This window comes from Streptomyces sp. NPDC002573, assembly GCF_042889625.1.
GTDB lineage: Bacteria > Actinomycetota > Actinomycetes > Streptomycetales > Streptomycetaceae > Streptomyces > Streptomyces gibsoniae.
The window spans coordinates 120,016-139,694 of the sequence record NZ_JBIARC010000001.1 but is presented as its reverse complement, the minus strand read 5'-3'; the positions used below and the strand labels follow the sequence as shown (position 1 = coordinate 139,694).

Here is a 19,679-nt window from a genome sequence, read left to right as displayed (position 1 = left end):
GCCGGGTACGGTCCACCGGCCCCCAGCATCGTAGCGACGTGTTGTCAGAACGCTTACGGCGCCCCTACCGATGTGATCGAACCGGCGATCAAACGAGCACGGACGGCCTATTGGCAGTGTTCCGCCACCGGCCGTCCCGACGGATCCCGGACGAGTCGGGTCAGTCTGCCCCTCGCCAGCCGGCGCAGCTCCTCGGCCGCGAGCAGGCGTTCCTCCTCCGGATCGTTCGCCAATCGTGATCGGATGCCTGTCAGTATCAGGTCGGCGGATTCGGCCGGGGACACCTCGTCCAGGCAGATGACGAACACGTGCCCGAATCGGCTCTCGTAGGCCGCGTGCGCGGCGCTCAGCGCGGTGTGCGCCGCGGAGTGGGCGCCCTCGGGCAGTTGGGTGAGATTCTCGCCCGCCAGGGCTTCGGCGAGGTCCGCGGGTGACAGGTCGTACGCCGCCTCGTCGGCCGCGGCCAGCAGGGAGTCCACGTCCGGGTAGGGGCGGTGCTCGGCGACACGATGGATCCAGCGCAGGCTGTGGCAGCAGGCGAGGAGGGCGTGCCGGACCACGTCGGCGGGCGCGGAGTTGAACCCCTCCAGGCCGTCGGGGGCCGGGGGGCGGTGTTGCGCCGGCAGGGCGGTGGGGCCGGGGAGGCGGGGGAGACGGTGCGGGGGCAGCGTGAATCCTCGGCGATGGCGGCGTGGCGTCGTGCGGACGTCACGTCCGGGGCGGCAGGGAGGGCGGGGGAGACGCGCCGTCACGCTATCGACGGCGGTCGGGCGGGCGTCCAGCGCCTGTCCCGATTTCACCCGAACGGGAGAGCCGTGGGGCGTTCTGTGGACGATCGGAGGGCGCCGGGGTCGTAGGTTCGAAAGGGATAAAAGAGGATAAGAGGGTCGAATGGCTGGAGGTGGGCAGCGTGTGGGCGAAAGTGGAGCGAAAGCGAATACATACGGGTGTGGCGCGTGAGGGGGAGCCGAGGCCTACGGGCGCGGTGTGTCCGTCCGCGCGTGCGGCGCGGGGTGCGGCGCGGTGACCGGCCAGAGGCGACGGGTTCCCGAGAGGGAGACGCACGCGAGGCGCAACCGGTTGCTGCTGGCGGCCGGAGTCGTCACCGCGGGCGCGGTCGCGGCGGCCGTGGTGTTCTGGCCGTCGGGCGGCGGCACACCTCCCGGCGCCAAGGTCACGGGCGGCACCCCCGCCGCGACCCCCTCCCCGACCTACCCCCTCTCCCAGGCGCCCCGCACCATTCCGGCCGTCCGGGAGTTCACCCCAGCCCACGGCCCGGGCTGGCGGCCCGCCTCCGGGAAACGGGTGGTCGTGGACGACGCCTCCCTCGCCGACGAGGGGCAGTTGCTGGCCGGGGAGCTGGGGACGGCGTACGGGGGGCAGACCGGCGCGCGCGCCGGTGACGTGGAGCTGCACGTGTCCGGGAGCGGCGACCAGGAGTCGTACGTCCTGACGGTCCAGAACGGGAAGGTCCTGATAACCGGTCCGGGTGAGGCCGGGGTCTTCTACGGCACCCGCACGCTCAAGCAGGAGGTGCACGGCGGCGGCACCGCGCCCGAGGGCGTCGTCCACGACACCCCGGCCAAGCCCCGGCGCGGCCTCATGCTCGACATCGCCCGCAAGTACTACACGGCCAGCTGGATCGAGGATCGCATCAAGGAGCTGGGCGACCTGAAGTACAACGAGATCGGGCTGCACTTCTCCGACGACCAGGGCTTCCGGATCGAGTCCTCCTCGCACCCCGAGATCGTGTCCGCGCAGCACCTGAGCAAGGCGGAGGTCAAGACGATCGTCGACCTCGCCGCGAGCCGTCACATAGCCGTCGTTCCCGAGATCGACTCGCCCGGCCATCTGGGTGCCGTGATCGCCGCGCACCCCGACCTCCAGCTGCGCAACGCCCGCGGCGTCACCTTCCAGGGGTCGCTCGACATCTCCAAGCCCGCCGCCGCGGAGATCGTGGACGACCTTCTGAACGAGTACGCGGACGTGTTCCCGGCTCCCTTCTGGCACCTGGGCGGCGACGAGTACCTGGCGCTCACGGTGGCGAACCCGACCGCCTCCTTCCCGCAGCTCGTCGCCGCCGCCCGGGCGAAGTACGGCCCGCAGGCGGGCGTTGCGGACCTCGCGACCGGCTGGCTCAACGACCGGGCGAACGTGATGCGCGCCCACGGCCGCACCGTGCGCGCCTGGAACGACGGCTTCTACCAGGCGAGCGCCGTGTCGCCGGCCAAGGACCTCCAGGTCGCGTACTGGACCGGCAAGGAGGCCGGTGCCCGGCCGCCGACCTCGTATCTGAGCGCGGGCCGGCAGCTGATCGTCTACAACGACGACCTCCTCTACTACGTGCTCGGCCAGCCGCAGACCTTCGTCTACCCCACCGGTCAGCGGATCTACGAGCAGTGGACCCCGCGGGTGGTCCGGGGCACGACGGCGGTGCCCGTGCAGTACGACGGGCAGATCCTCGGCGGAGTGTTCGCGGTGTGGGGCGACCGGCCGAACGCGCAGACGCAGGACCAGGTCGCGGCCGGGATCCGGATGCCGCTGCGGGCGACGATCCAGAAGCTGTGGGACCCGCGCACGCCGACGCTGTCCTGGGCGCAGTTCCACCAGCTGGCGGACCGTCTGGGATGAGGGCGGACCGGGGTGTCCGGCCCGGAGGACGGGCACCCCGATCGTCCGGAATGCTGCATTCCGGGCATGCGCCCGGTGTCGCTGTGGTCTATTCGGACCCGGCGACGGAACCGGGGCGCGGATGGCTTGAATCAGCTCTTCGCTCCGTTCGGGATCTCGACCGGCACCCGACCGGCACGGTGGGGTGCGGATCTGTGACACTCCGGGTCCGTTGCACGCAGTAAGGGGAAGTGCGGGCTCCGTAGAGACGAGGCGCCCCGTCGAGGGTTTCGAGGAGGCGTCATGAGCCTGGTGGACCTGATCGGACAGGCCGACGAGCGGGGGCTCGCGGCAAGCGGACTGGCTTGTTTGGATCGGTGTGTCCCCCTCCTCGGAGGCGACGACGACACCCTGCGCCCGCTGTGGGCGAGCCTGGTCGAGGGCCGCGAGTGGGAGGAACGGCTCGCCAAGGCGCGGGCCGCGCTGGGGACTGAGCTGCCGCAGGAGGACGACTCCGCCGCGGACTGCGCCTTCGAGGCCGAGGCCGCGGGGCTGGCCCGCCGGATGCTGGAGGGCGTCCCCGCCGAGCCCACCGCCGACGCCCTGCGCCGGTGGGCCGACGCCTGCTCGGTCGACGCGCTGCGGATCCACCAGTTGCTGGACCCCGCCGACGGCGACGGCGAGTCCTCCGTGGCGGCCCACCGCGAGGGCCGCACGGACGGCATGTCGCCCCTCGTCGCCGCCGAAATGCGGCGCCAGACGGCCGTCCTGGAACTGGTCGGCGGTCACGGCGCGACCGGACTGCGCCAGGCCCGTGACGTGGCGACCGAGGGCCGGCGGGTGCTGCAGGCCGTGGTCTCCCGCCGCGCCCGCGGCCGTTCGTAGCCGCAGTGGCCCCCGCCTGCGTAAACCTCCTTGCGTGCAAGGATCCTGTGTCCGTCCGGTGCGGCGGTGGGGCGGTCCTGCGCCGTTGTCGGGGAGTCCCTCCGGGGGGCGTGACGTTTCCCGGCGGTACCGCGCTCTTCCGGTTGTGAACGCAACTGAGGTGACCAGGCCCCCCGCCGCCACCAAGCCCGCGCGCTGGGCGGCCGACGCCGTCACGGCCCTGCGCGAGGGCGCCCGGCTGCGACTCGACTACTCGGCACAGAGCCTGTGGCGGCTGGACCGGACGATCGAGGAGATACGCGGTCAGGGCGCGCCCTACGACGCCGTGCGGACCGCGCTGCGCGGCTTCGGCGCGTACGCGGGCGAGGTGGTCGTACGGCTGACCGGCGGCGAGTGGTGGGCGACCGGCGGCGACCACTGGGTGCGCACCCCCGACGGCCGGCTGTGGGACCCGATCGAGGAGGCCCGTCGCTGCTACCACGGCGAAGGCTCGCTGCGGCTGCTGTGCCGGGACGCGACGGGGGACGGCAGCCACTGACAGGCGCCGGCCCCGGAACCTTGGGACTGGGAGGAACCCCGCCGCACGCAGGCGTACGACGGGGAGTCGGGCACGGGCTCGCACGGGCGGCCTGAAGCGACTCCCGCGCGAACTCGAAGAACCGGGATGAAGGGGACGGGGCGGACGGCCCGCGTTACGCGCACGGGTAAGAAGGGGTACAGAAAACGCGTACCCACGACCCTCGCGTACCGATGGCAACGGCCGGGGCCGCCACCCCCCACAGGAGAGGCCCCGGCCGTCGCGCGGTACGGGCCGCGCGGCGGCCCGTACTCTCTACAGCGCCGTGGATGCGTTTTCTGTCACACCCCGCCGCGTCACGGGTCGGTTGCGCGGCGTGCGGACATGGACGTAGACCGGTTTCAAGCCGTAACGTGCCTTTCGCGCCGACCGAGGATGATCAGTAAATCCGGTGAGAGGATCCGCCGCACATCACGAGCGGCCGCAGACCGCAACGAACGATGAGGAATCACGACAGCGAGAACCCGGTCCGTGGGAGCGTGCGGGCTGAGGCGCACAGAGGGGCAGTTCGGGTGCTGGGGGACGACGCGGAGTTGACCGCCGCGGTACTTGCGGCCCAGGCAGGGGACGAGACCGCGTTCCGTACCGTGTACCGCGCCGTGCACCCACGGCTGCTCGGATATGTGCGGACGCTGGTCGGCGATCCGGACGCGGAGGACGTCACCTCCGAGGCATGGCTGCAGATCGCCCGAGACCTGGAGCGGTTCAGCGGAGACGCCGACCGGTTCCGCGGCTGGGCGGCGCGGATCGCCCGCAACCGCGCGCTCGACCACATACGGATGCGCGGGCGCCGCCCCGCGATCGGCGGCGACGAGACGGAGCTGACCGGCAAGGCGGCCGAGTCCGACACGGCGGGCGAGGCCATGGAGGCCCTGGCCACCGGCCACACCCTCTCCCTCATAGCCCAGCTCCCGCAGGACCAGGCGGAGGCCGTGGTGCTGCGCGTGGTCGTGGGCCTCGACGCCAAGTCCGCTGCCGAGACGCTCGGCAAGCGCCCCGGGGCCGTCCGCACGGCGGCCCACCGTGGACTCAAACGGCTCGCGGAGCTGATCGCCGGCCCGGACGGGGATCCGGAATCGGCCGGCGTGCTCGGTGCCATGCCTCCCCAACGCGGAACCCACAGGCGCCCGGTGACGTCTGCCGGTGTGACGCATATGCGTTCGCGTACGCAGAGGGACATGTGATGGCCGACGAGCAGTACAGGTGGCTGAACGGCGACGCGGCGGAGCGTCTGCTGCGTGGAGAGCCGCTGGAGGCCATCGACGACGACGCACAGGAACAGGCCGCAAGGCTTGCCGAAACCCTTGCCTCACTCGCCGTCACACCCCCGTTGACCAGCGAGGAACTGCCGGGCGAGGCCGCCGCGCTGGCCGCTTTCCGGGCCACGCGCACCGGCGCGGACCAGGCCGGGGCGACCTCCGGCCGGCTCGATGCCGTGCATCCCGACTACGCCGCCCGTCAGGTCGCCGACGCCGGGCTGGTGCGCCTCGGGCGTCCCGCCGCAAACGGTCGGGGCCACCGCTGGGGTCGTCCCCTGCGGTTCGGCCTGGCCGCCGCGCTGGCCGCCGGGATGATCGGCGGAGTCGCGGTCGCGGCCGGAACCGGAGTCCTGCCGGCACCCTTCCACAAGGAGCCGGGACCCGGGGCGTCGGTGTCGGCGGCCGTGTCGCCGCCGCAGCCGCTGCTCACGCCCACACCCGACGCCACGGAGACCGGCACACCCCTGTCACCGACGTCGGACGCCGGCGGGTTTACGCCGGGCGGTTCCTCGTACGACGAGGCCGGCGCCGGTCCCGGCGCGAGCGGCTCGGCGTCCCCCGGCGACGACCACCGGAGCGGACACACCCGGAACTGGTGGCTCGCCCTGCGCTCGTCCTGCCGTGACATGGCCGTCGGCCGGGAGCTGCGCGCCGACCGGCTGCGCGATCTGCAGGACGCGGCGGGTGGCAACGGACGGGTGAAGACCTTCTGCAAGGGCATGTTGGGCGACGGCGACGGCGAGGGCCACTGGGGCGGCGACGGCCAGGGCTCGGGTCAGGACGGGAACGGCTCGGGCGGCGAGGACGGCCACGGGCACGGTCACGGTGGCGGCGACGACCACGGCGGCAGCGGTGACGACGAGGGCCACATACGGCCCGGCGGTAGCGGTCTGTTCGGCGTCCCGTCGGGCGCCTCATCCGCCCCGGTCTCGGCCCTGTCCACGCCGGACCCCTCCTGACCTGCGGTTTCGTGTTTTTTTGAATTATCTTCCAAACGGGTGTGACACTTTCGGCCCCCGCTACGCAGTAATGAGTGAGCCGACTGGTCATCGGCCGTTGCACAGAGCCGGGGTTCCCCCCGTACCCACGGCTCGGTGCCCTGGCGCGGGCGGGACACGTTCCCCCGGTCCCGCCCGCGCCCCACACGCTTCCCCATCGGCTCCTCTCACCAGCTGACGACGACTTTGTCGCCCGTCCTCACCTGGGAGAACAGCGTCGCGATCGCGGCCTCGTCCCGTACGTTCACGCATCCGTGGGAGCCCCCGGCGTATCCGCGCGCCGCGAAGTCGTACGAGTAGTGCACCGCCTCGCCCCCGCTGAAGAACATCGCGTACGGCATCGGGGCGTTGTAGAGCGTGGACACATGATGGCGTGACTTCCAGTAGATCCGGAACACGCCTTCGCGGGTGGGGGTGTTCTCCGTGCCGAACCGGACCGCCATCGTCGACAGCGTCTGCCCGTCGATCATCCAGCGCAGCGTGCGGGTCCGCTTGCTGATGCACAGCACCCGGCCCGTCAGACAGCGCGGGTCCGGCGCGGCGGCCGGCTGCCCGCCCATCAGATACAGCTCCCAGGTGCCGGGCTCGTGCGTCATGCTCAGCAGCCGCTGCCAGGTGACCGGGTCGACCTCGCCCGTCGGTGCCAGCCCCCGCTTGCCCTGGAAGCCTCTGACGGCGTTCTCGGTGAGGTCGTCGTAGCTCCCCGTCGGCCCGTCGAACAGCCAGTCGACCTGGCGCAGCCGGGCCTGCAGTTCGCGCACCTGAAGGCCCGAGTCCCCGCGCTCCAGCAGGGCGGCGGACGGCGCCCCCGGGGTGGGCACGGCACTCCGGGAACCGGTGCCGGAGGGGGTGTGCGGGATCTCGATGTGCACCGGTGAACGGCCCTTGCCGTCACCCCCCTGGGCGTCCAGGGGCTGCGCCGTGCAGCCGGTCACGGCGGCGAGCGCGACCGCCCCGGCCGCCGCGGCGAGAGATCGTCCCCAGCGCTCCGTACGCATGCCCGCTCCCCCTGCCCGCTCTGCCGGCCCCACCGCGACCACCGCTCCCCGGCGTCCCGCCGTGTCTCCGAGATGTTCCCCCTGCGTGACCGCCGCCGAACCAAGGAGCATGGTTGTGAGCAAGGTCCCAGCCGACGGATCTCCACGCGGCGCACGCCCGCCGCTACAGTCCGTCGCGACAGTTGTCTACTGGCGAGTAACCAAAGCCGGGTCACCGAGCCGGGTCACCGAGCCGGGTCACGAAGCAACGCGGAGGCACACACCATGACGCGCGAGTCGGAATCGGGGCTGCCCATCGAGCCGGTGTACGGGCCGGACGCCCTGGAGGGCTGGGACGCGGCGGAGAAGCTGGGTGAGCCGGGCGCGTACCCGTTCACGCGGGGTGTGTATCCGAGCATGTACACGGGCCGCCCGTGGACGATGCGGCAGTACGCCGGATTCGGTACGGCGACGGAGTCCAACGCCCGCTACAAGCAGCTGATCGCGAACGGCACGATGGGTCTGTCGGTGGCCTTCGACCTGCCCACCCAGATGGGCCACGACTCCGACGCGCCGATCGCGCACGGCGAGGTCGGCAAGGTGGGGGTGGCCATCGACTCGGTCGACGACATGCGGGTGCTGTTCGGCGGGATCCCGCTGGACAAGGTGTCGACGTCGATGACGATCAACGCTCCGGCGGCGCTGCTGCTCCTGCTGTACCAACTGGTGGCGGAGGAGCAGGGGGTGCCGGCCGAGAAGCTGACGGGCACCATCCAGAACGACGTGCTGAAGGAGTACATCGCGCGCGGGACGTACATCTTCCCGCCCAAGCCGTCGCTGCGGCTGATCGCGGACATCTTCAAGTACTGCCGGGCCGAGATCCCGAAGTGGAACACCATCTCGATCTCCGGCTACCACATGGCGGAGGCGGGCGCCTCTCCCGCTCAGGAGATCGCCTTCACGCTCGCGGACGGCATCGAGTACGTGCGCACCGCGGTCGCGGCCGGGATGGACGTGGACGACTTCGCGCCGCGCCTGTCGTTCTTCTTCGTGGCGCGGACGACGATCCTGGAGGAGGTCGCCAAGTTCCGGGCGGCGCGCCGGATCTGGGCGCGGGTGATGCGGGAGGAGTTCGGGGCGCGGAACCCGAAGTCGCTGATGCTGCGGTTCCACACGCAGACGGCGGGGGTGCAGCTGACGGCGCAGCAGCCGGAGGTGAACCTCGTGCGGGTGGCGGTGCAGGGTCTGGGCGCGGTGCTGGGCGGGACGCAGTCGCTGCACACGAACTCCTTCGACGAGGCGATCGCGCTGCCGACGGACAAGTCCGCGCGGCTGGCGCTGCGTACGCAGCAGGTGCTGGCCTACGAGACGGACGTGACGGCGACGGTCGATCCCTTCGCGGGCAGCTACGTGATCGAGAAGATGACGGACGGCGTGGAGGCGGCGGCGCTGGAGTTGATGCGGAAGGTCGAGGACCTCGGCGGCGCGGTGCCGGCGATCGAGCACGGCTTCCAGAAGCGGGAGATCGAGCGCAACGCGTACCGGATCGCGCAGGAGACCGATGCCGGTGAGCGGGTCGTGGTGGGCGTGAACCGCTTCCAGCTCGACGAGGAGGAGCCCTACGAGCCGCTGCGGGTGGACCCCGCGATCGAGGCCCGGCAGGCCGAACGCCTCGCCAGGCTCCGCGCGGAACGCGACCAGCAGGCCGTGGACGCGGCCCTGGCCTCCCTGCGGAAGGCCGCCGCGGGTGAGGACAACGTCCTGTACCCGATGAAGGACGCCCTCAAGGCCCGCGCGACGGTGGGCGAGGTGTGCAACGCGTTGCGGGAGGTCTGGGGGACGTACGTGCCGTCGGATGCGTTCTGAGCTGGGCGTTTCGTCCGTATGGGTGAACGCGGGCGGAATCCGTGTACTCCCGGTTACGCTCGTGAAGAGTGAGCCCCGAAATGGAGGATGCCGTGGCTGTACTGCAACACGAGCTGACGTTGGGCGAGGCCGCCGACCTGCTCGCCCGTGCACTGCCTGGGCACCGCGTGGAGATTCTCCAGGGGAGGCTCACTGTGACACCGCCGCCGGACGGCTCGCGTGCGCTGTCGTTGACGAAGCTCGGCAGGGCATTCGACCGGGCGGGGATCGTCGAGGCCGGCCGGGAGTATGTCCAGGGCATCGGCCTCTGGTTGCCCACACTGCCTGAGGACTTCGCCATTCCCGACTTCTCCGTCGTCGACGAGGACTTTCGCGACGCCCACGTCACCGAGAACTACTACGCGCCGGACGTCTTCCGGCTGGTCGTCGAGGTGACGTCGTCGAACTGGGCGGACGACCTGGGTCCCAAGGCCGAGTGCTACGCAGCGGCCGGTATCCCCGTCTATGTCGTGGCGGACCGCAAACACGACGAGGTTCTCGTCTACCAGGACCCGGTCGACGGTAGGTACCCGGCTCCTGCGCGCTACAAGCGTGGTACCACCGTCCCCGTCCCCGAGTCGGTCGGCGTCACTGTCGAGTTCTCCGTCGACACCCTCCTCGACGGCGACGACTGACCGTCCCGTCTCACCCGTCGGCACCCGGAACGGGACTGTCGTACCCCCGTGCGACACTCCTGTCCATGTTCGGCGTCATCGATCTCCCCACCTACCTGGCAGGCCTCGTCCTGATCGTCCTCCTGCCCGGCCCCAACTCCCTGTACGTCCTCTCCGTCGCGGCCCGGCGCGGTGTGCGCGCCGGCTATACCGCGGCGGCCGGGGTGTGGTGCGGGGACACCGTGCTGATGACCCTGTCCGCGGCCGGAGTCGCCTCGCTGCTCAAGGCGAACGCCGTGCTGTTCGGGATCGTGAAGTACGCCGGGGCCGGTTATCTGACGTGGCTCGCCATCGGGATGCTGCGCGCCGCGTGGGGGATGTGGCGGACCCGTCGGGAGAAGACCGTGGAGGAGGAGGCCCCGGCCGCAAGCGCCGCCGCGGAGCGGCCCTTCCGCCGTGCGCTGGTGGTCAGCCTGTTCAACCCCAAGGCGATCCTGTTCTTCGTCGCCTTCTTCGTGCAGTTCGTCGACCCGGCGTACGCCTACCCGGCGCTCTCCTTCGTCGTCCTCGGCGCCTTCGCGCAGCTCGCCAGCTTCCTCTACCTCACCGCGCTGATATTCAGCGGAACGCGTCTGGCCGCGGCCTTCCGCCGGCGCAAGCGGCTGTCGGCGGGGGCCACCTCGGCCGCCGGCGCCCTCTTCCTCGGCTTCGCGGTGAAGCTGTCGCTGGCGAACTCGTAGCTGCCGTACCGGTTCGCGATCAGGCGGGCCCCGGCCGGGTCAGGACCCGGCGGATCCTCGGTGTGAGCAGATCCTCCACGAACCGGTTGAGCAGCCAGGCCAGCAGCAGCATGGCGGCGACCGTCAGCAGGAACGTGCCGTAGGACGGGATGCCTAGCCCCTCGTGCAGGGCGTGGATGACGACCCAGCCCAGATGTTCGTGGACGAGGTAGAAGGGGTACGTCAGCGCGCCCGCGACGGTCAGCCAGCGCCAGTTCGCCCAGCCGAACAGGCCCAGCGCGATCGCGGCGACGGCGACGAAGCCCAGGGTGACGACCAGGATGATGCCGGAGGCACTGCGGTAGGAGAAGCCGGGCGCGTTCGCGGCGTGCCACAGGCCCTGCACCGCGTAGTGCTGGCCTATGAGCCAGCTCACGGCCACGATGCCCCACGCGTACGCGTCGCGCCGGTCGCGGTGCACGAGGTAGAGCCCGATGCCGCCGATGAAGAACGGCGCGTACTCGGGCATCAGGACGATGTTCAGCAGCGGCATCTGCGCGCCCTGCGCGATGGCCGCCGCCAGGGTCCAGCAGGCGCAGAACAGGATGACCCGCCGCCGGTTCGCGCCCGGCAGCACGATGCACAGGGCGAACAGGGCGTAGAAGCGTATCTCCGCCCAGAGGGTCCAGCAGACGCCGAGGACGCGGTCCACGCCGAGCGGCTGCTGCATCAGCGTCAGATTCACCAGCGCGTCGCTGGGCGAGACCGCCTTGTAGGCCACCGCCGGAAGTGCGAACACCGCTGTCACCAGGACTATCGCGGCCCAGTACGCGGGCAGCAGCCGGGAGGCGCGGGAGGCGAAGAAGGAGCGGAGGGGCCGGCCCCAGCCGCTCATGCATATGACGAAACCGCTGATCACGAAGAATATCTGCACGCCCAGACAGCCGTAGGCGAAGAAGGGGTGCAGGGTGGGGAACTGGTGCCGCGGCGAGCTTCCCCAGGCCTGGGTGACCTCGCCGTCGCGCCCGCCGTAGTGATAGGCCGCGACCATCAGCGCCGCCACCAGCCGCAGCCCGTCGAGGGCGCGCAGTCGGGCTCCGCCGCCACGGGGGCGGACGGGGGCGGGGGACGGGACGGCGGCCGGCGACAGGGGAGGCGTCGGGCCCACAGCGGTCGGGGTCGGGACGGAGCCCGGGTCGGGGGCGGCCATGGTCTGCTCGGACGTGGTCATGCCGGACTCTCTCGACGAGGCAGCTGATGGGGAGTGGCCCTGTCGCGGGGTGGGACGTACGACGAGCGCGGTGCGCCTACCCGGTGGCCTCCGGTCCATGACACCCGCGGCCCGAACCGGGCTGGGACACAGGCGTCATGGGGTCGGAGCCGGGACGCATGCGCCTCGTCGGCCGTCGCCGCGGGGCGGCACGACGCCCCGCCCCGGTGGCCGGGACGGGGTCGGTCGTGGTGGCGGGTGTCAGCGCTTGGCGCCACGGCGCAGCTCGCGGGCCCGACGGGCGACCCTGCGGACGGTCGCGTTGCGCGGGATGAACGCGAGCTGGACGGGGATCCCGCCGGGCAGCACCAGCGAGGTGAGCCGGCGCCGCTTGAAGTACCGCCAGGTGTGCGGGTTGAGATTCTTGGTCAGGTACAGCTCGGTCTCGGCGCGCAGCCCGGGGTAGATCTTCGGCTGCATCGCGAAGCCCACGGCGCGCACGAGCGCGTTCAGGGCGTCGACCGTCATGCCCTGGCGCCGGCTCGTGACCGCCTTGCGGTTGGTCAGCTCGGGCAGCAGCGCGTCGACGATCGTGACGGGGACGCGGTTGCTGTTCTCGTACGGCGTCAGACGCTCCAGGAGGGCCTCTGTGCCGATGCGGGCGACCGGGAGGCCGTAGAACGCGGACGCGGTGAGCAGCGCGGTGGAGAAGCAGCCCACGACCAGCGCCGGACGCATGCGCTGGTAGAGGACCTCGGCGAGGACGGGGGTGTCGAGCACCGTCAGATCGACGCCGAGCTTCTCCGCCTCCTTCTCCAGGATGCGCGACCAGCGCACCGGGGCCGTCGGGTGCGGCTTGAACACCACCTGGGTGTGCCCCAGCGCGACCGCGCCCTTCAGCATCCGTACGTGGAGGTCCTCCTCCTCCTCGGCGGTGAGGATGCCGAGTGCGGAGAGGTACTGGCCGAGCAGCAGCGCCGGAGCGTCGAGGGACGGCAGCGCGTCGCCGGTGTTCTCCAGCTCGGTGAGGACCTTGGCGAACGCCTCGGTCGGCACGATCTCCGGCTCGACACCGAACTCGGTGAGCAGCAGCGGCTTGAGGCCGGGCACCAGGTCCAGGTGGAGCAGGCGGTCGATACGGGTGCCGACCAGCGGGTCGATCTTGTTGCGGGTGGGGCCGTAGCTCATCAGGCCGTCCGCGTACACCGTGACGGGCGCGCCGGTGAAGAGCTGGCAGAACCCGAGCGCCGGGTTGACCTGGATCGACTCGACGATCAGCTCGATGTCGTCGTCGCCGAGGTTCCACAGGAGCCGGAGGTACCTCTCCCAGAGCGGGACGTCGTCCAGCCGCGGGGCCCAGCCGCCGGGGTGGAACGGGGTGATGGTCTCGTTCCAGGAGATGACCTCGTCGAAGCGGCGGCGCAGCTGCTCGAAGCCGGGGCTCTCGTCCAGGCCGGGCGTCGTCTCGGGCGTCGCGGCGTTGTTGCAGACGAGGAGTATGCGTCGGTCGGCGGGCGTGAAACAGTCGCTGTCCAGCGCCGCGGCCAGGGTCGCCGTGCCGTAGAGCGTCGACGCCAGGAAGATCTGCGTCGTCACGCGGCCACCCCCGAGGAGGCGGGACGGCGGCGCAGCCGGCGCAGGCGCGAGGCCCGCTGGATGTCCATGGAGTCGAGGGCCTCGTCGAGTACGTCCTGGGGCATACGCCGTAGCGCGGCAGCGCTCATCGACTTCAGTTTCCGTGCCACCGCCGGCTCGAACCTTTCGATGGATCCCAGATGATGGGAAATGATTGCGCAATATGTGCGAACAGCCTTGGGGAGCAGTTTATCCGCGTCCCGGTCCTTGGCTGTTTCGGCCACCACTTGGTCGAACGCACGAATGAAGTCCAGCTGGCGAACGTCGCCGATCTGGGTGAGCGAGGAGGCGACACCACGCCGGTAGAAGACACCGAGAAGCCCCACCGTGGCGAAGGATTCCGCCTCCCGGTGCAGCTTCCAGATCCACGGACGGTCCTCGGCCGTGCGCAGTCCGTCGGTGAAGTGGAGCAGACCGCGGTCGACGAGCCGGCGGTGGTAGATGCCGGCCCACGCGTACGCGTAGTCGACGGAGGTGGAGCGGTCGGCTGGCAGGATCGCGTCGCGCGGGTTCATCACCACCCCGCGCCGGCCCTGCGGCACCCGCTGGATGGTGCGCGCCCGGGCGGTGGACTGGACATGGTCGGTGCGGATGAAGTCGCAGTCCAACTCCTCGATAGCAGCGAGGAGTTGGGGGTAGTAGCCGGGTGCGAGCCAGTCGTCCCCGTCGAGGAACGTGAGGTAGTCGCCGCGCGCCTTGTCGATTCCCGTGTTGCGTGCGGTCGCCAGCCCTCCGTTCTTCTCGTGGCGGACGTACACCGCGCCCGGCAGCTCGCGCTCCGCGCGCGCGAGGATGTCCGGGGTCTCGTCGCGCGAGCAGTCGTCGACGAGAATGAATTCGAAGTCCTCACGTGCGTTCGCACGCAGGCTCTTCAGGGTGTCTGGCGCGTATTGCTGCACGTTGTAGAACGGCACGATGACGGAGAGCTTGACCACGCCAGTGACGTTAGGCGGCGGCCCGGCATTCGTCTTGACCGCCGGCTTGATGTCAGGTGAACGACGCGTGGCGGAACAGTGAACCAAGTTGTTTCCCCGGAGTTTCGCGGCCCGATTCGCCATTCGGCGATGTGCTGTTAACCCTTTGTTGCATTTCGGTTGGGCTGAGCATCGGAATCGCTTCCTAGCGTCTTCGACGTGCCAGCCAGTACCGCGAAGTCCCTTCGGGTAGCCGTCCTAGCCGATTCCGATACCCGGTGGAAGTGGGGTGCGCTCACCGCGAACCGCATCACGCCGTCGGAATTCACCGCATCCAGCGAATCGACCGAATCCTCCAAATCGGTTGAGTCGGACATACGGCTTGACGGCTTCCTCCTGAGGGGCCGTGCCACCCCCACCGCCCGCCAGCTCGAAGAGGTCGGCGTCCGCGCGGACTCCCTCCGCGAGGTGACCGCCGTCGAGTTCCTGCGCGAGATGGCGAAGGAGAGCTACGACATTCTCGTGCTCGCCCTCGTCGGCGGCGGTGTCCAGGCGATGCTGCACGGGCTCGCCCACGCCTGGCAGGGGCGCACGCGGCGTCCCGTGGTCGTCACCGGCTACGTCGGCGTCGTCTACGAGAAGCTCGCCGACGGCCTGCTGCTGCGCCACGGCGCGGACCTCGTGCTGGCCAACTCCCGACAGGACGCCGAGCGTTTCCGTGCGGTGTACGAAGGAGTGGGCGCCGACGCCTCGTCGGTGACCGAGGTGGCGCTGCCCTTCCTCGGGGGTGCCGCCTACGAGAAGAACGACCCGTACACGGTCGTCTTCGCCGCTCAGCCCTCCGTGCCCGAGAGCCGCAAGGACCGGACGTACCTGTTGGACCGCCTGATCGGGCACGCCCGCAGGCACCCCGAGCGCGAGGTGCTCCTCAAGCTCCGCTCCAAGCCGGGCGAGCACACCACGCACATCGAGGAACTGCCGTACCAGAAGCTGGCCCAGAAGGAGGATCTGCCGGCCAACTTCCGCCTGGTGTACGGGAACATGGGCGAGGTCCTCGACCGCACCGACCTGCTGGTCACCGTCAGCTCGACGGCCGCCCTTGAGTCGCTGCACCGCCGCATCCCCACCGTCGTGCTCACCGACCTCGGGGTGCGGGAGGCGCTCGGCAACCACCACTTCGTGGGCTCCGGATGCCTCGCCTCCTGGGACCAGCTCGACGCCGGGCACGAGCCCGCGCCGGACGCGGAGTGGGTGTCGCGGCAGGGTGTCGCGGCCGACGGTTCGTACGCGACCGCCTTCGACGAGGCGCGCGAGCGCATCACCGGGCTGCTCGCCACCGGTGAACTCCCGCCCCTCGCCCCCTACTACACCCCCGTGACCGCGCCGGGCTATCTGCCCGGCGTCCTCGCCCGCCACCACCTCGCCCCGGACGGCAGCCCGCTGCCCGGCGCGCCGGCCGCCGACAAGGCGCCGAGCCCCGTACGCCAGATCGTCCGCCGCGCCGCGCGTGGCGCATACCGCCACGGAGTGCAGCGCGTGGCGCCCGTGATCCGACGGATGGGAGAGCTGTGAACGAGCGGTTCCCACACCAAGGACTCCAAGGAGCTGAACCCATGTCCAACCCGGAAGCGGGACAGGCGGCGCCGGTGCGCCGTGTGCTCGCGGTGATCCCCGCCCGCGGCGGCTCCAAGGGTGTGCCCGCGAAGAACCTCGCCCCGGTCGGCGGGATCCCCCTGGTCGCCCGCGCCGTGCGCGAGTGCCTGGCCGCCCGGCTCGTCACCGACGTCGTGGTCTCCACCGACGACCAGGCGATCGCCGCCGCCGCCCGCGAGGCCGGCGCCGAGGTCGTGCTGCGTCCCGCCGCCATCGCCGGTGACACGGCCACCTCCGAGGACGCCGTCCTGCACGCCATGGACGCCCACGAGACGCTGCACGGCTCGCCCGTCGACGTGGTGCTGCTGGTCCAGTGCACCAGCCCCTTCCTCGTCCGCGAGGACGTCGACGGGGTGGCCGCCGCGGTCGTCGAGAACGGCGCGGACACGGCCCTGACCGTGGCGCCCTTCCACGGCTTCATCTGGCGCGACGCGGCGGACGAGCCCGCCCCCGTGATCGGCTCCCAGCGCACCGGCGAGGTCGGCGGCGCCACCCGGGTCGCCAACGCCACGGCCACCGACGGCGGGTACGGCGTCAACCACGACAAGTCCTTCCGGCCGCGCCGCCAGGACCGCCCCCAGGACCTGCTGGAGACCGGCGCCGCGTACGCGATGGACGCCGCCGGGCTGCGCGAGCACCGGCACCGCTTCTTCGGCCGCACCGAACTCGTGCGCACCGACCCGGCCCGCGTGCTGGAGATCGACGACCCGCACGACCTGGCCCGCGCCCGCGCCCTCGCGCCGCACTTCGATGGCGCGCGGCCCGGCGCCCTTCCGACCGCCGCCGACATCGACGCGGTCGTACTCGACTTCGACGGCACCCAGACCGACGACAGGGTGCTGATCGACTCCGACGGACACGAGTTCGTCTCCGTGCACCGCGGGGACGGCCTGGGCATCGCCGCGCTGCGCAAGAGCGGCCTGACGATGCTCATCTTGTCCACGGAGCAGAACCCGGTCGTCGCCGCACGGGCCCGGAAGCTCAAGATCCCGGTCCTGCACGGCATCGACCGCAAGGACCTCGCACTGAAGCAGTGGTGCGAGGAGCAGGGCATCGCGCCTGAGCGCGTGCTCTACGTCGGCAACGACGTCAATGACCTCCCGTGCTTCGCCCTCGTCGGCTGGCCCGTGGCGGTCGCGAGCGCCCACGACGTCGTGCGCGGCGCCGCACGCGCGGTCACCACCGTCCCCGGTGGCGACGGCGCCATCCGAGAGATCGCCAGCTGGATCCTCGGCCCCTCTCTCGATTCCCTCACCAAGTAAGGACATCTTCTGCCATGAGCACCAACTCCCGTCTGCGCATGTTCGGTTCGCGTGAGGTCGGCCCGGGCAAGCCCGTCTACGTCTGCGGCGAGATCGGCATCAACCACAACGGTGAGCTGGAGAACGCCTTCAAGCTGATCGACGTGGCCGCCGAGGCCGGCTGCGACGCCGTGAAGTTCCAGAAGCGCACCCCGGAGATCTGCACCCCGCGCGACCAGTGGGACATCGAGCGCGACACCCCCTGGGGCCGGATGACCTACATCGACTACCGCCACCGCGTGGAGTTCGGTGAGGACGAGTACCGTCAGATCGACGAGTACTGCAAGGAGAAGGGGATCGACTGGTTCGCGTCCCCGTGGGACACCGAGGCCGTCGCCTTCCTGGAGAAGTTCGACGTCCCGGCCCACAAGGTCGCCTCCGCGTCCCTGACCGACGACGAGCTGCTGAAGGCGCTGCGCGCCACCGGCCGCGCGATCATCCTCTCCACGGGCATGTCGACCCCGAAGCAGATCCGCCACGCGGTCGAGGTCCTGGGCTCGGACAACATCCTCATGTGCCACGCCACCTCGACCTACCCGGCCAAGGCCGAGGAGCTCAACCTCCGCGTGATCAACACGCTGGAGAAGGAGTACCCGAACGTGCCGATCGGCTACTCCGGCCACGAGACGGGTCTGCAGACCACCCTCGCCGCGGTCGCGCTCGGTGCGACCTTCGTCGAGCGCCACATCACGCTCGACCGCGCCATGTGGGGCTCGGACCAGGCCGCCTCCGTCGAGCCGCAGGGCCTCGTCCGCCTCGTCCGTGACATCCGCACCATCGAGGCCTCCCTCGGCGACGGTGTGAAGAAGGTCTACGACTCCGAGCTCGGCCCGATGAAGAAGCTGCGCCGCGTCGCCGGCGTGGTCGCCGAGGCGGAGATCGCCGCGGCCGCCGGTGAGCCGGTGTCGGTCTGAGCGCCTTACGGGACGGTCACACGCCGATGAGCCCCCGCGCCGGATCCGCCGGCCAGCCCACGCTTGCCTTTGTGGAGAGCCCGGTCCAGCTCCTGAACGTCCTGGAGTGGGCACACGCGCACGCGCTCCGCACACAGGGGAGCGGTGCGTCCGAGCGCGGGGCGGCGATCCCCGCGCAGGGCGGACCTCGGTCCGGCGCGGGGAGCACGGCGGCGATAGGCCCGGCGGCCTCCGGTGCGGGGCCTTCGGCCGCGGCGGCTTCGGCGGCCGCGGCGGGTCCGGCGCGCGAGAAGTTCATCCTCGTGGTGCTCTCGCCCACCGACCCGATGACCCGCGGCCAGTTGCGCCGCATGGCGGAACTGGCCCGGGACGAGGGCCACGAGGTCCGCTGGGAGGAAGCCCGGGGCGGCGCGGCGGCGCCGTTCCGGACGGTCGGCGGCCTCACCCCCCTGCTGCGCCGGGCCCGCCGGGTGGTGATGGGGGACCCTTTCTCCCGCTACGTCCAGCTGCTGCTGACCATCACCCGGGCCCGCGAGCTGGTGGTGGTGGACGACGGCACGGCGACCATGGAGTTCGTCGCCCAGCTCGCCCGCGGCGAACGTCTGGTGCGCTGGCACCGCAAGGGCGGCCGTCCCGGCGCCCGTGACCTGCTCTTCGCGCCGGTCTCGGCGGTGGCGCGGCGCCGGCTGACGCCACGCGCGCGGCGCGCCGTGGAGGTGTTCTCGTCGATGCCGATCGACGAGGCCCCGGCCGGGGTCACGGTCACCGCCAACGACTTCTCCTGGACCCGGTCCCGCTTCGGCCCGCCGCGCCTCACCAAGGGCGCGGACCTGGTGGGCACCTCCCTCGTGGAGACGGGCGTGGTGGACGGCGAACGCTATCTGGAGGCGGTCCGCGGCCTCGTCGCGGCGCACGGCGCACGGCGCTACTTCGCCCACCGCCGCGAGAGCCCCGAGAAACTGCACAGGCTGGCGGTCGAGGTGGGCCTGGAGGTGGTCCGCCCGGATCTCCCCCTGGAACTGATCGCCCGGCGCGGCCCCATCGGCCGTACGATCCTGAGCTTCCCGTCCACGGTCGTCCACACCCTCCCGCTGGCCCTGGTCGGCACGGAGGTGCGGGTGGCCGTGTGCGACATCGACCCGGCCTGGCTGACGGACGGGGCATCCCCCCGCGCCCAGGGCTTCCTGTCGGGGGTCACCGGGACGGCCCGGGACGTGGACAGGCTGTCCTCGCTGAGCCCGGCGGACTCGCCGCGCTCGGCGAGTTCGGCGTAGCAAGGCCGGCTGGTCCGGCGCAGCACCGCAGGGCGGGACCGCGATCGTCGTTCGACGGCGCGGTGCCTGCCCCTTTGTGTTTGTGTCGCTCCCGCTCCCAGGAACCCCCAGGTATCTCCGCACACGTGGAACCGAACAGACATGTGCTGTTCTTCGACTCGCCATGGATCACGCGTTGGAGCGACACGATCCGGCCATTGAATCTGCCGCGTGCGACGCCGACGGATCGGCGCG

Annotated in this window: 17 protein-coding genes; 12 read left to right on the top strand and 5 right to left on the bottom strand. The window is 71.3% G+C overall.

Features of this window, described 5'->3' with window-relative positions; translation table 11 throughout:
• Positions 1-107 precede the first annotated feature (107 nt).
• Positions 108-668 (bottom strand): 2-oxo-4-hydroxy-4-carboxy-5-ureidoimidazoline decarboxylase, encoded by a 561-nt coding sequence (locus ACFYX0_RS00640; protein ID WP_388965313.1) that lies wholly within the window; start codon positions 666-668, stop codon positions 108-110.
• 355 nt (positions 669-1,023) lie between these two features.
• Here ACFYX0_RS00640 and ACFYX0_RS00635 point away from each other — a divergent pair, with 355 nt between their 5' ends.
• The 5 genes from ACFYX0_RS00635 to ACFYX0_RS00615 all read left to right on the top strand — a co-directional run bounded on the left by ACFYX0_RS00635 (position 1,024) and on the right by ACFYX0_RS00615 (position 6,290).
• Positions 1,024-2,631: a glycoside hydrolase family 20 protein gene (locus tag ACFYX0_RS00635; RefSeq protein ID WP_388964818.1), complete on the top strand. Its 1,608-nt coding sequence runs from the start codon at positions 1,024-1,026 to the stop codon at positions 2,629-2,631.
• A gap of 282 nt (positions 2,632-2,913) precedes the next feature.
• On the top strand, positions 2,914-3,495 hold the full coding sequence (locus ACFYX0_RS00630; RefSeq protein ID WP_388964815.1) for a hypothetical protein: 582 nt from the start codon (positions 2,914-2,916) through the stop codon (positions 3,493-3,495).
• A gap of 160 nt (positions 3,496-3,655) precedes the next feature.
• Positions 3,656-4,033 (top strand): hypothetical protein, encoded by a 378-nt coding sequence (locus ACFYX0_RS00625; protein WP_388964813.1) that lies wholly within the window; start codon positions 3,656-3,658, stop codon positions 4,031-4,033.
• Positions 4,034-4,584: 551 nt separating this feature from the next.
• Positions 4,585-5,256 carry an RNA polymerase sigma factor gene (locus ACFYX0_RS00620; protein ID WP_355909129.1) on the top strand — a complete coding sequence of 224 codons (672 nt, stop codon included), beginning with the start codon at positions 4,585-4,587 and terminating at the stop codon, positions 5,254-5,256.
• Entirely contained in the window at positions 5,256-6,290 is a 1,035-nt protein-coding gene (locus ACFYX0_RS00615; RefSeq protein WP_388964810.1) for a hypothetical protein, read from the top strand. Before ACFYX0_RS00620 ends, ACFYX0_RS00615 begins: the two co-directional genes overlap by 1 nt.
• Before the next feature lie 206 nt (positions 6,291-6,496).
• On the opposite strand, the gene ACFYX0_RS00610 is transcribed toward ACFYX0_RS00615, so the two are convergent.
• Positions 6,497-7,327, bottom strand: coding sequence for a L,D-transpeptidase family protein (locus ACFYX0_RS00610; RefSeq protein ID WP_388964807.1), 831 nt, complete (start codon positions 7,325-7,327; stop codon positions 6,497-6,499).
• 264 nt (positions 7,328-7,591) lie between these two features.
• Between ACFYX0_RS00610 and ACFYX0_RS00605 the strand changes: the two genes are divergently transcribed.
• From ACFYX0_RS00605 to leuE, 3 genes are all read left to right on the top strand, one after another.
• Positions 7,592-9,172 carry a methylmalonyl-CoA mutase gene (locus ACFYX0_RS00605; RefSeq protein WP_388964804.1) on the top strand — a complete coding sequence of 527 codons (1,581 nt, stop codon included), beginning with the start codon at positions 7,592-7,594 and terminating at the stop codon, positions 9,170-9,172.
• 92 nt (positions 9,173-9,264) lie between these two features.
• A complete protein-coding gene (locus ACFYX0_RS00600; RefSeq protein WP_388965310.1) occupies positions 9,265-9,846 on the top strand; it encodes a Uma2 family endonuclease in 582 nt (193 codons plus the stop codon).
• Between the two features lie 65 nt (positions 9,847-9,911).
• A complete protein-coding gene (gene leuE / locus ACFYX0_RS00595) occupies positions 9,912-10,565 on the top strand; it encodes a leucine efflux protein LeuE (protein ID WP_388964802.1) in 654 nt (217 codons plus the stop codon).
• A gap of 19 nt (positions 10,566-10,584) precedes the next feature.
• On the opposite strand, the gene ACFYX0_RS00590 is transcribed toward leuE, so the two are convergent.
• From ACFYX0_RS00590 to ACFYX0_RS00580, 3 genes are all read right to left on the bottom strand, one after another.
• Positions 10,585-11,775, bottom strand: coding sequence for an acyltransferase (locus tag ACFYX0_RS00590; protein ID WP_355909111.1), 1,191 nt, complete (start codon positions 11,773-11,775; stop codon positions 10,585-10,587).
• A 240-nt stretch (positions 11,776-12,015) separates the two neighbouring features.
• Positions 12,016-13,350 (bottom strand): alpha-2,8-polysialyltransferase family protein, encoded by a 1,335-nt coding sequence (locus ACFYX0_RS00585; RefSeq protein WP_388964800.1) that lies wholly within the window; start codon positions 13,348-13,350, stop codon positions 12,016-12,018.
• Positions 13,347-14,324 carry a glycosyltransferase family 2 protein gene (locus tag ACFYX0_RS00580; protein WP_388964798.1) on the bottom strand — a complete coding sequence of 326 codons (978 nt, stop codon included), beginning with the start codon at positions 14,322-14,324 and terminating at the stop codon, positions 13,347-13,349. The genes ACFYX0_RS00585 and ACFYX0_RS00580 overlap by 4 nt, the downstream gene beginning before the upstream one ends.
• Before the next feature lie 198 nt (positions 14,325-14,522).
• Here ACFYX0_RS00580 and ACFYX0_RS00575 point away from each other — a divergent pair, with 198 nt between their 5' ends.
• The 4 genes from ACFYX0_RS00575 to ACFYX0_RS00560 are packed head-to-tail and all read left to right on the top strand — an operon-like array spanning position 14,523 to position 19,445.
• Positions 14,523-15,875, top strand: coding sequence for a DUF6716 putative glycosyltransferase (locus ACFYX0_RS00575; protein WP_388964795.1), 1,353 nt, complete (start codon positions 14,523-14,525; stop codon positions 15,873-15,875).
• 41 nt (positions 15,876-15,916) lie between these two features.
• A complete protein-coding gene (locus ACFYX0_RS00570) occupies positions 15,917-17,218 on the top strand; it encodes an N-acylneuraminate cytidylyltransferase (protein ID WP_355909099.1) in 1,302 nt (433 codons plus the stop codon).
• Positions 17,219-17,232: 14 nt separating this feature from the next.
• Positions 17,233-18,171: an N-acetylneuraminate synthase family protein gene (locus ACFYX0_RS00565; RefSeq protein WP_311698231.1), complete on the top strand. Its 939-nt coding sequence runs from the start codon at positions 17,233-17,235 to the stop codon at positions 18,169-18,171.
• 26 nt (positions 18,172-18,197) lie between these two features.
• Entirely contained in the window at positions 18,198-19,445 is a 1,248-nt protein-coding gene (locus tag ACFYX0_RS00560; RefSeq protein WP_388964792.1) for a hypothetical protein, read from the top strand.
• Positions 19,446-19,679: the final 234 nt, after the last annotated feature.

Coding starts and splice junctions, on each gene's coding strand:
- ACFYX0_RS00630 (WP_388964815.1), top strand. CDS start 2,914: ATGAGCCTGGTGGACCTGATCGGACAGGCCGACGAGCGGGGGCTCGCG.
- ACFYX0_RS00560 (WP_388964792.1), top strand. CDS start 18,198: ATGAGCCCCCGCGCCGGATCCGCCGGCCAGCCCACGCTTGCCTTTGTG.
- ACFYX0_RS00605 (WP_388964804.1), top strand. CDS start 7,592: ATGACGCGCGAGTCGGAATCGGGGCTGCCCATCGAGCCGGTGTACGGG.
- ACFYX0_RS00615 (WP_388964810.1), top strand. CDS start 5,256: ATGGCCGACGAGCAGTACAGGTGGCTGAACGGCGACGCGGCGGAGCGT.
- ACFYX0_RS00610 (WP_388964807.1), bottom strand. CDS start 7,327: ATGCGTACGGAGCGCTGGGGACGATCTCTCGCCGCGGCGGCCGGGGCG.
- ACFYX0_RS00590 (WP_355909111.1), bottom strand. CDS start 11,775: ATGACCACGTCCGAGCAGACCATGGCCGCCCCCGACCCGGGCTCCGTC.
- ACFYX0_RS00570 (WP_355909099.1), top strand. CDS start 15,917: ATGTCCAACCCGGAAGCGGGACAGGCGGCGCCGGTGCGCCGTGTGCTC.
- ACFYX0_RS00565 (WP_311698231.1), top strand. CDS start 17,233: ATGAGCACCAACTCCCGTCTGCGCATGTTCGGTTCGCGTGAGGTCGGC.
- leuE (WP_388964802.1), top strand. CDS start 9,912: ATGTTCGGCGTCATCGATCTCCCCACCTACCTGGCAGGCCTCGTCCTG.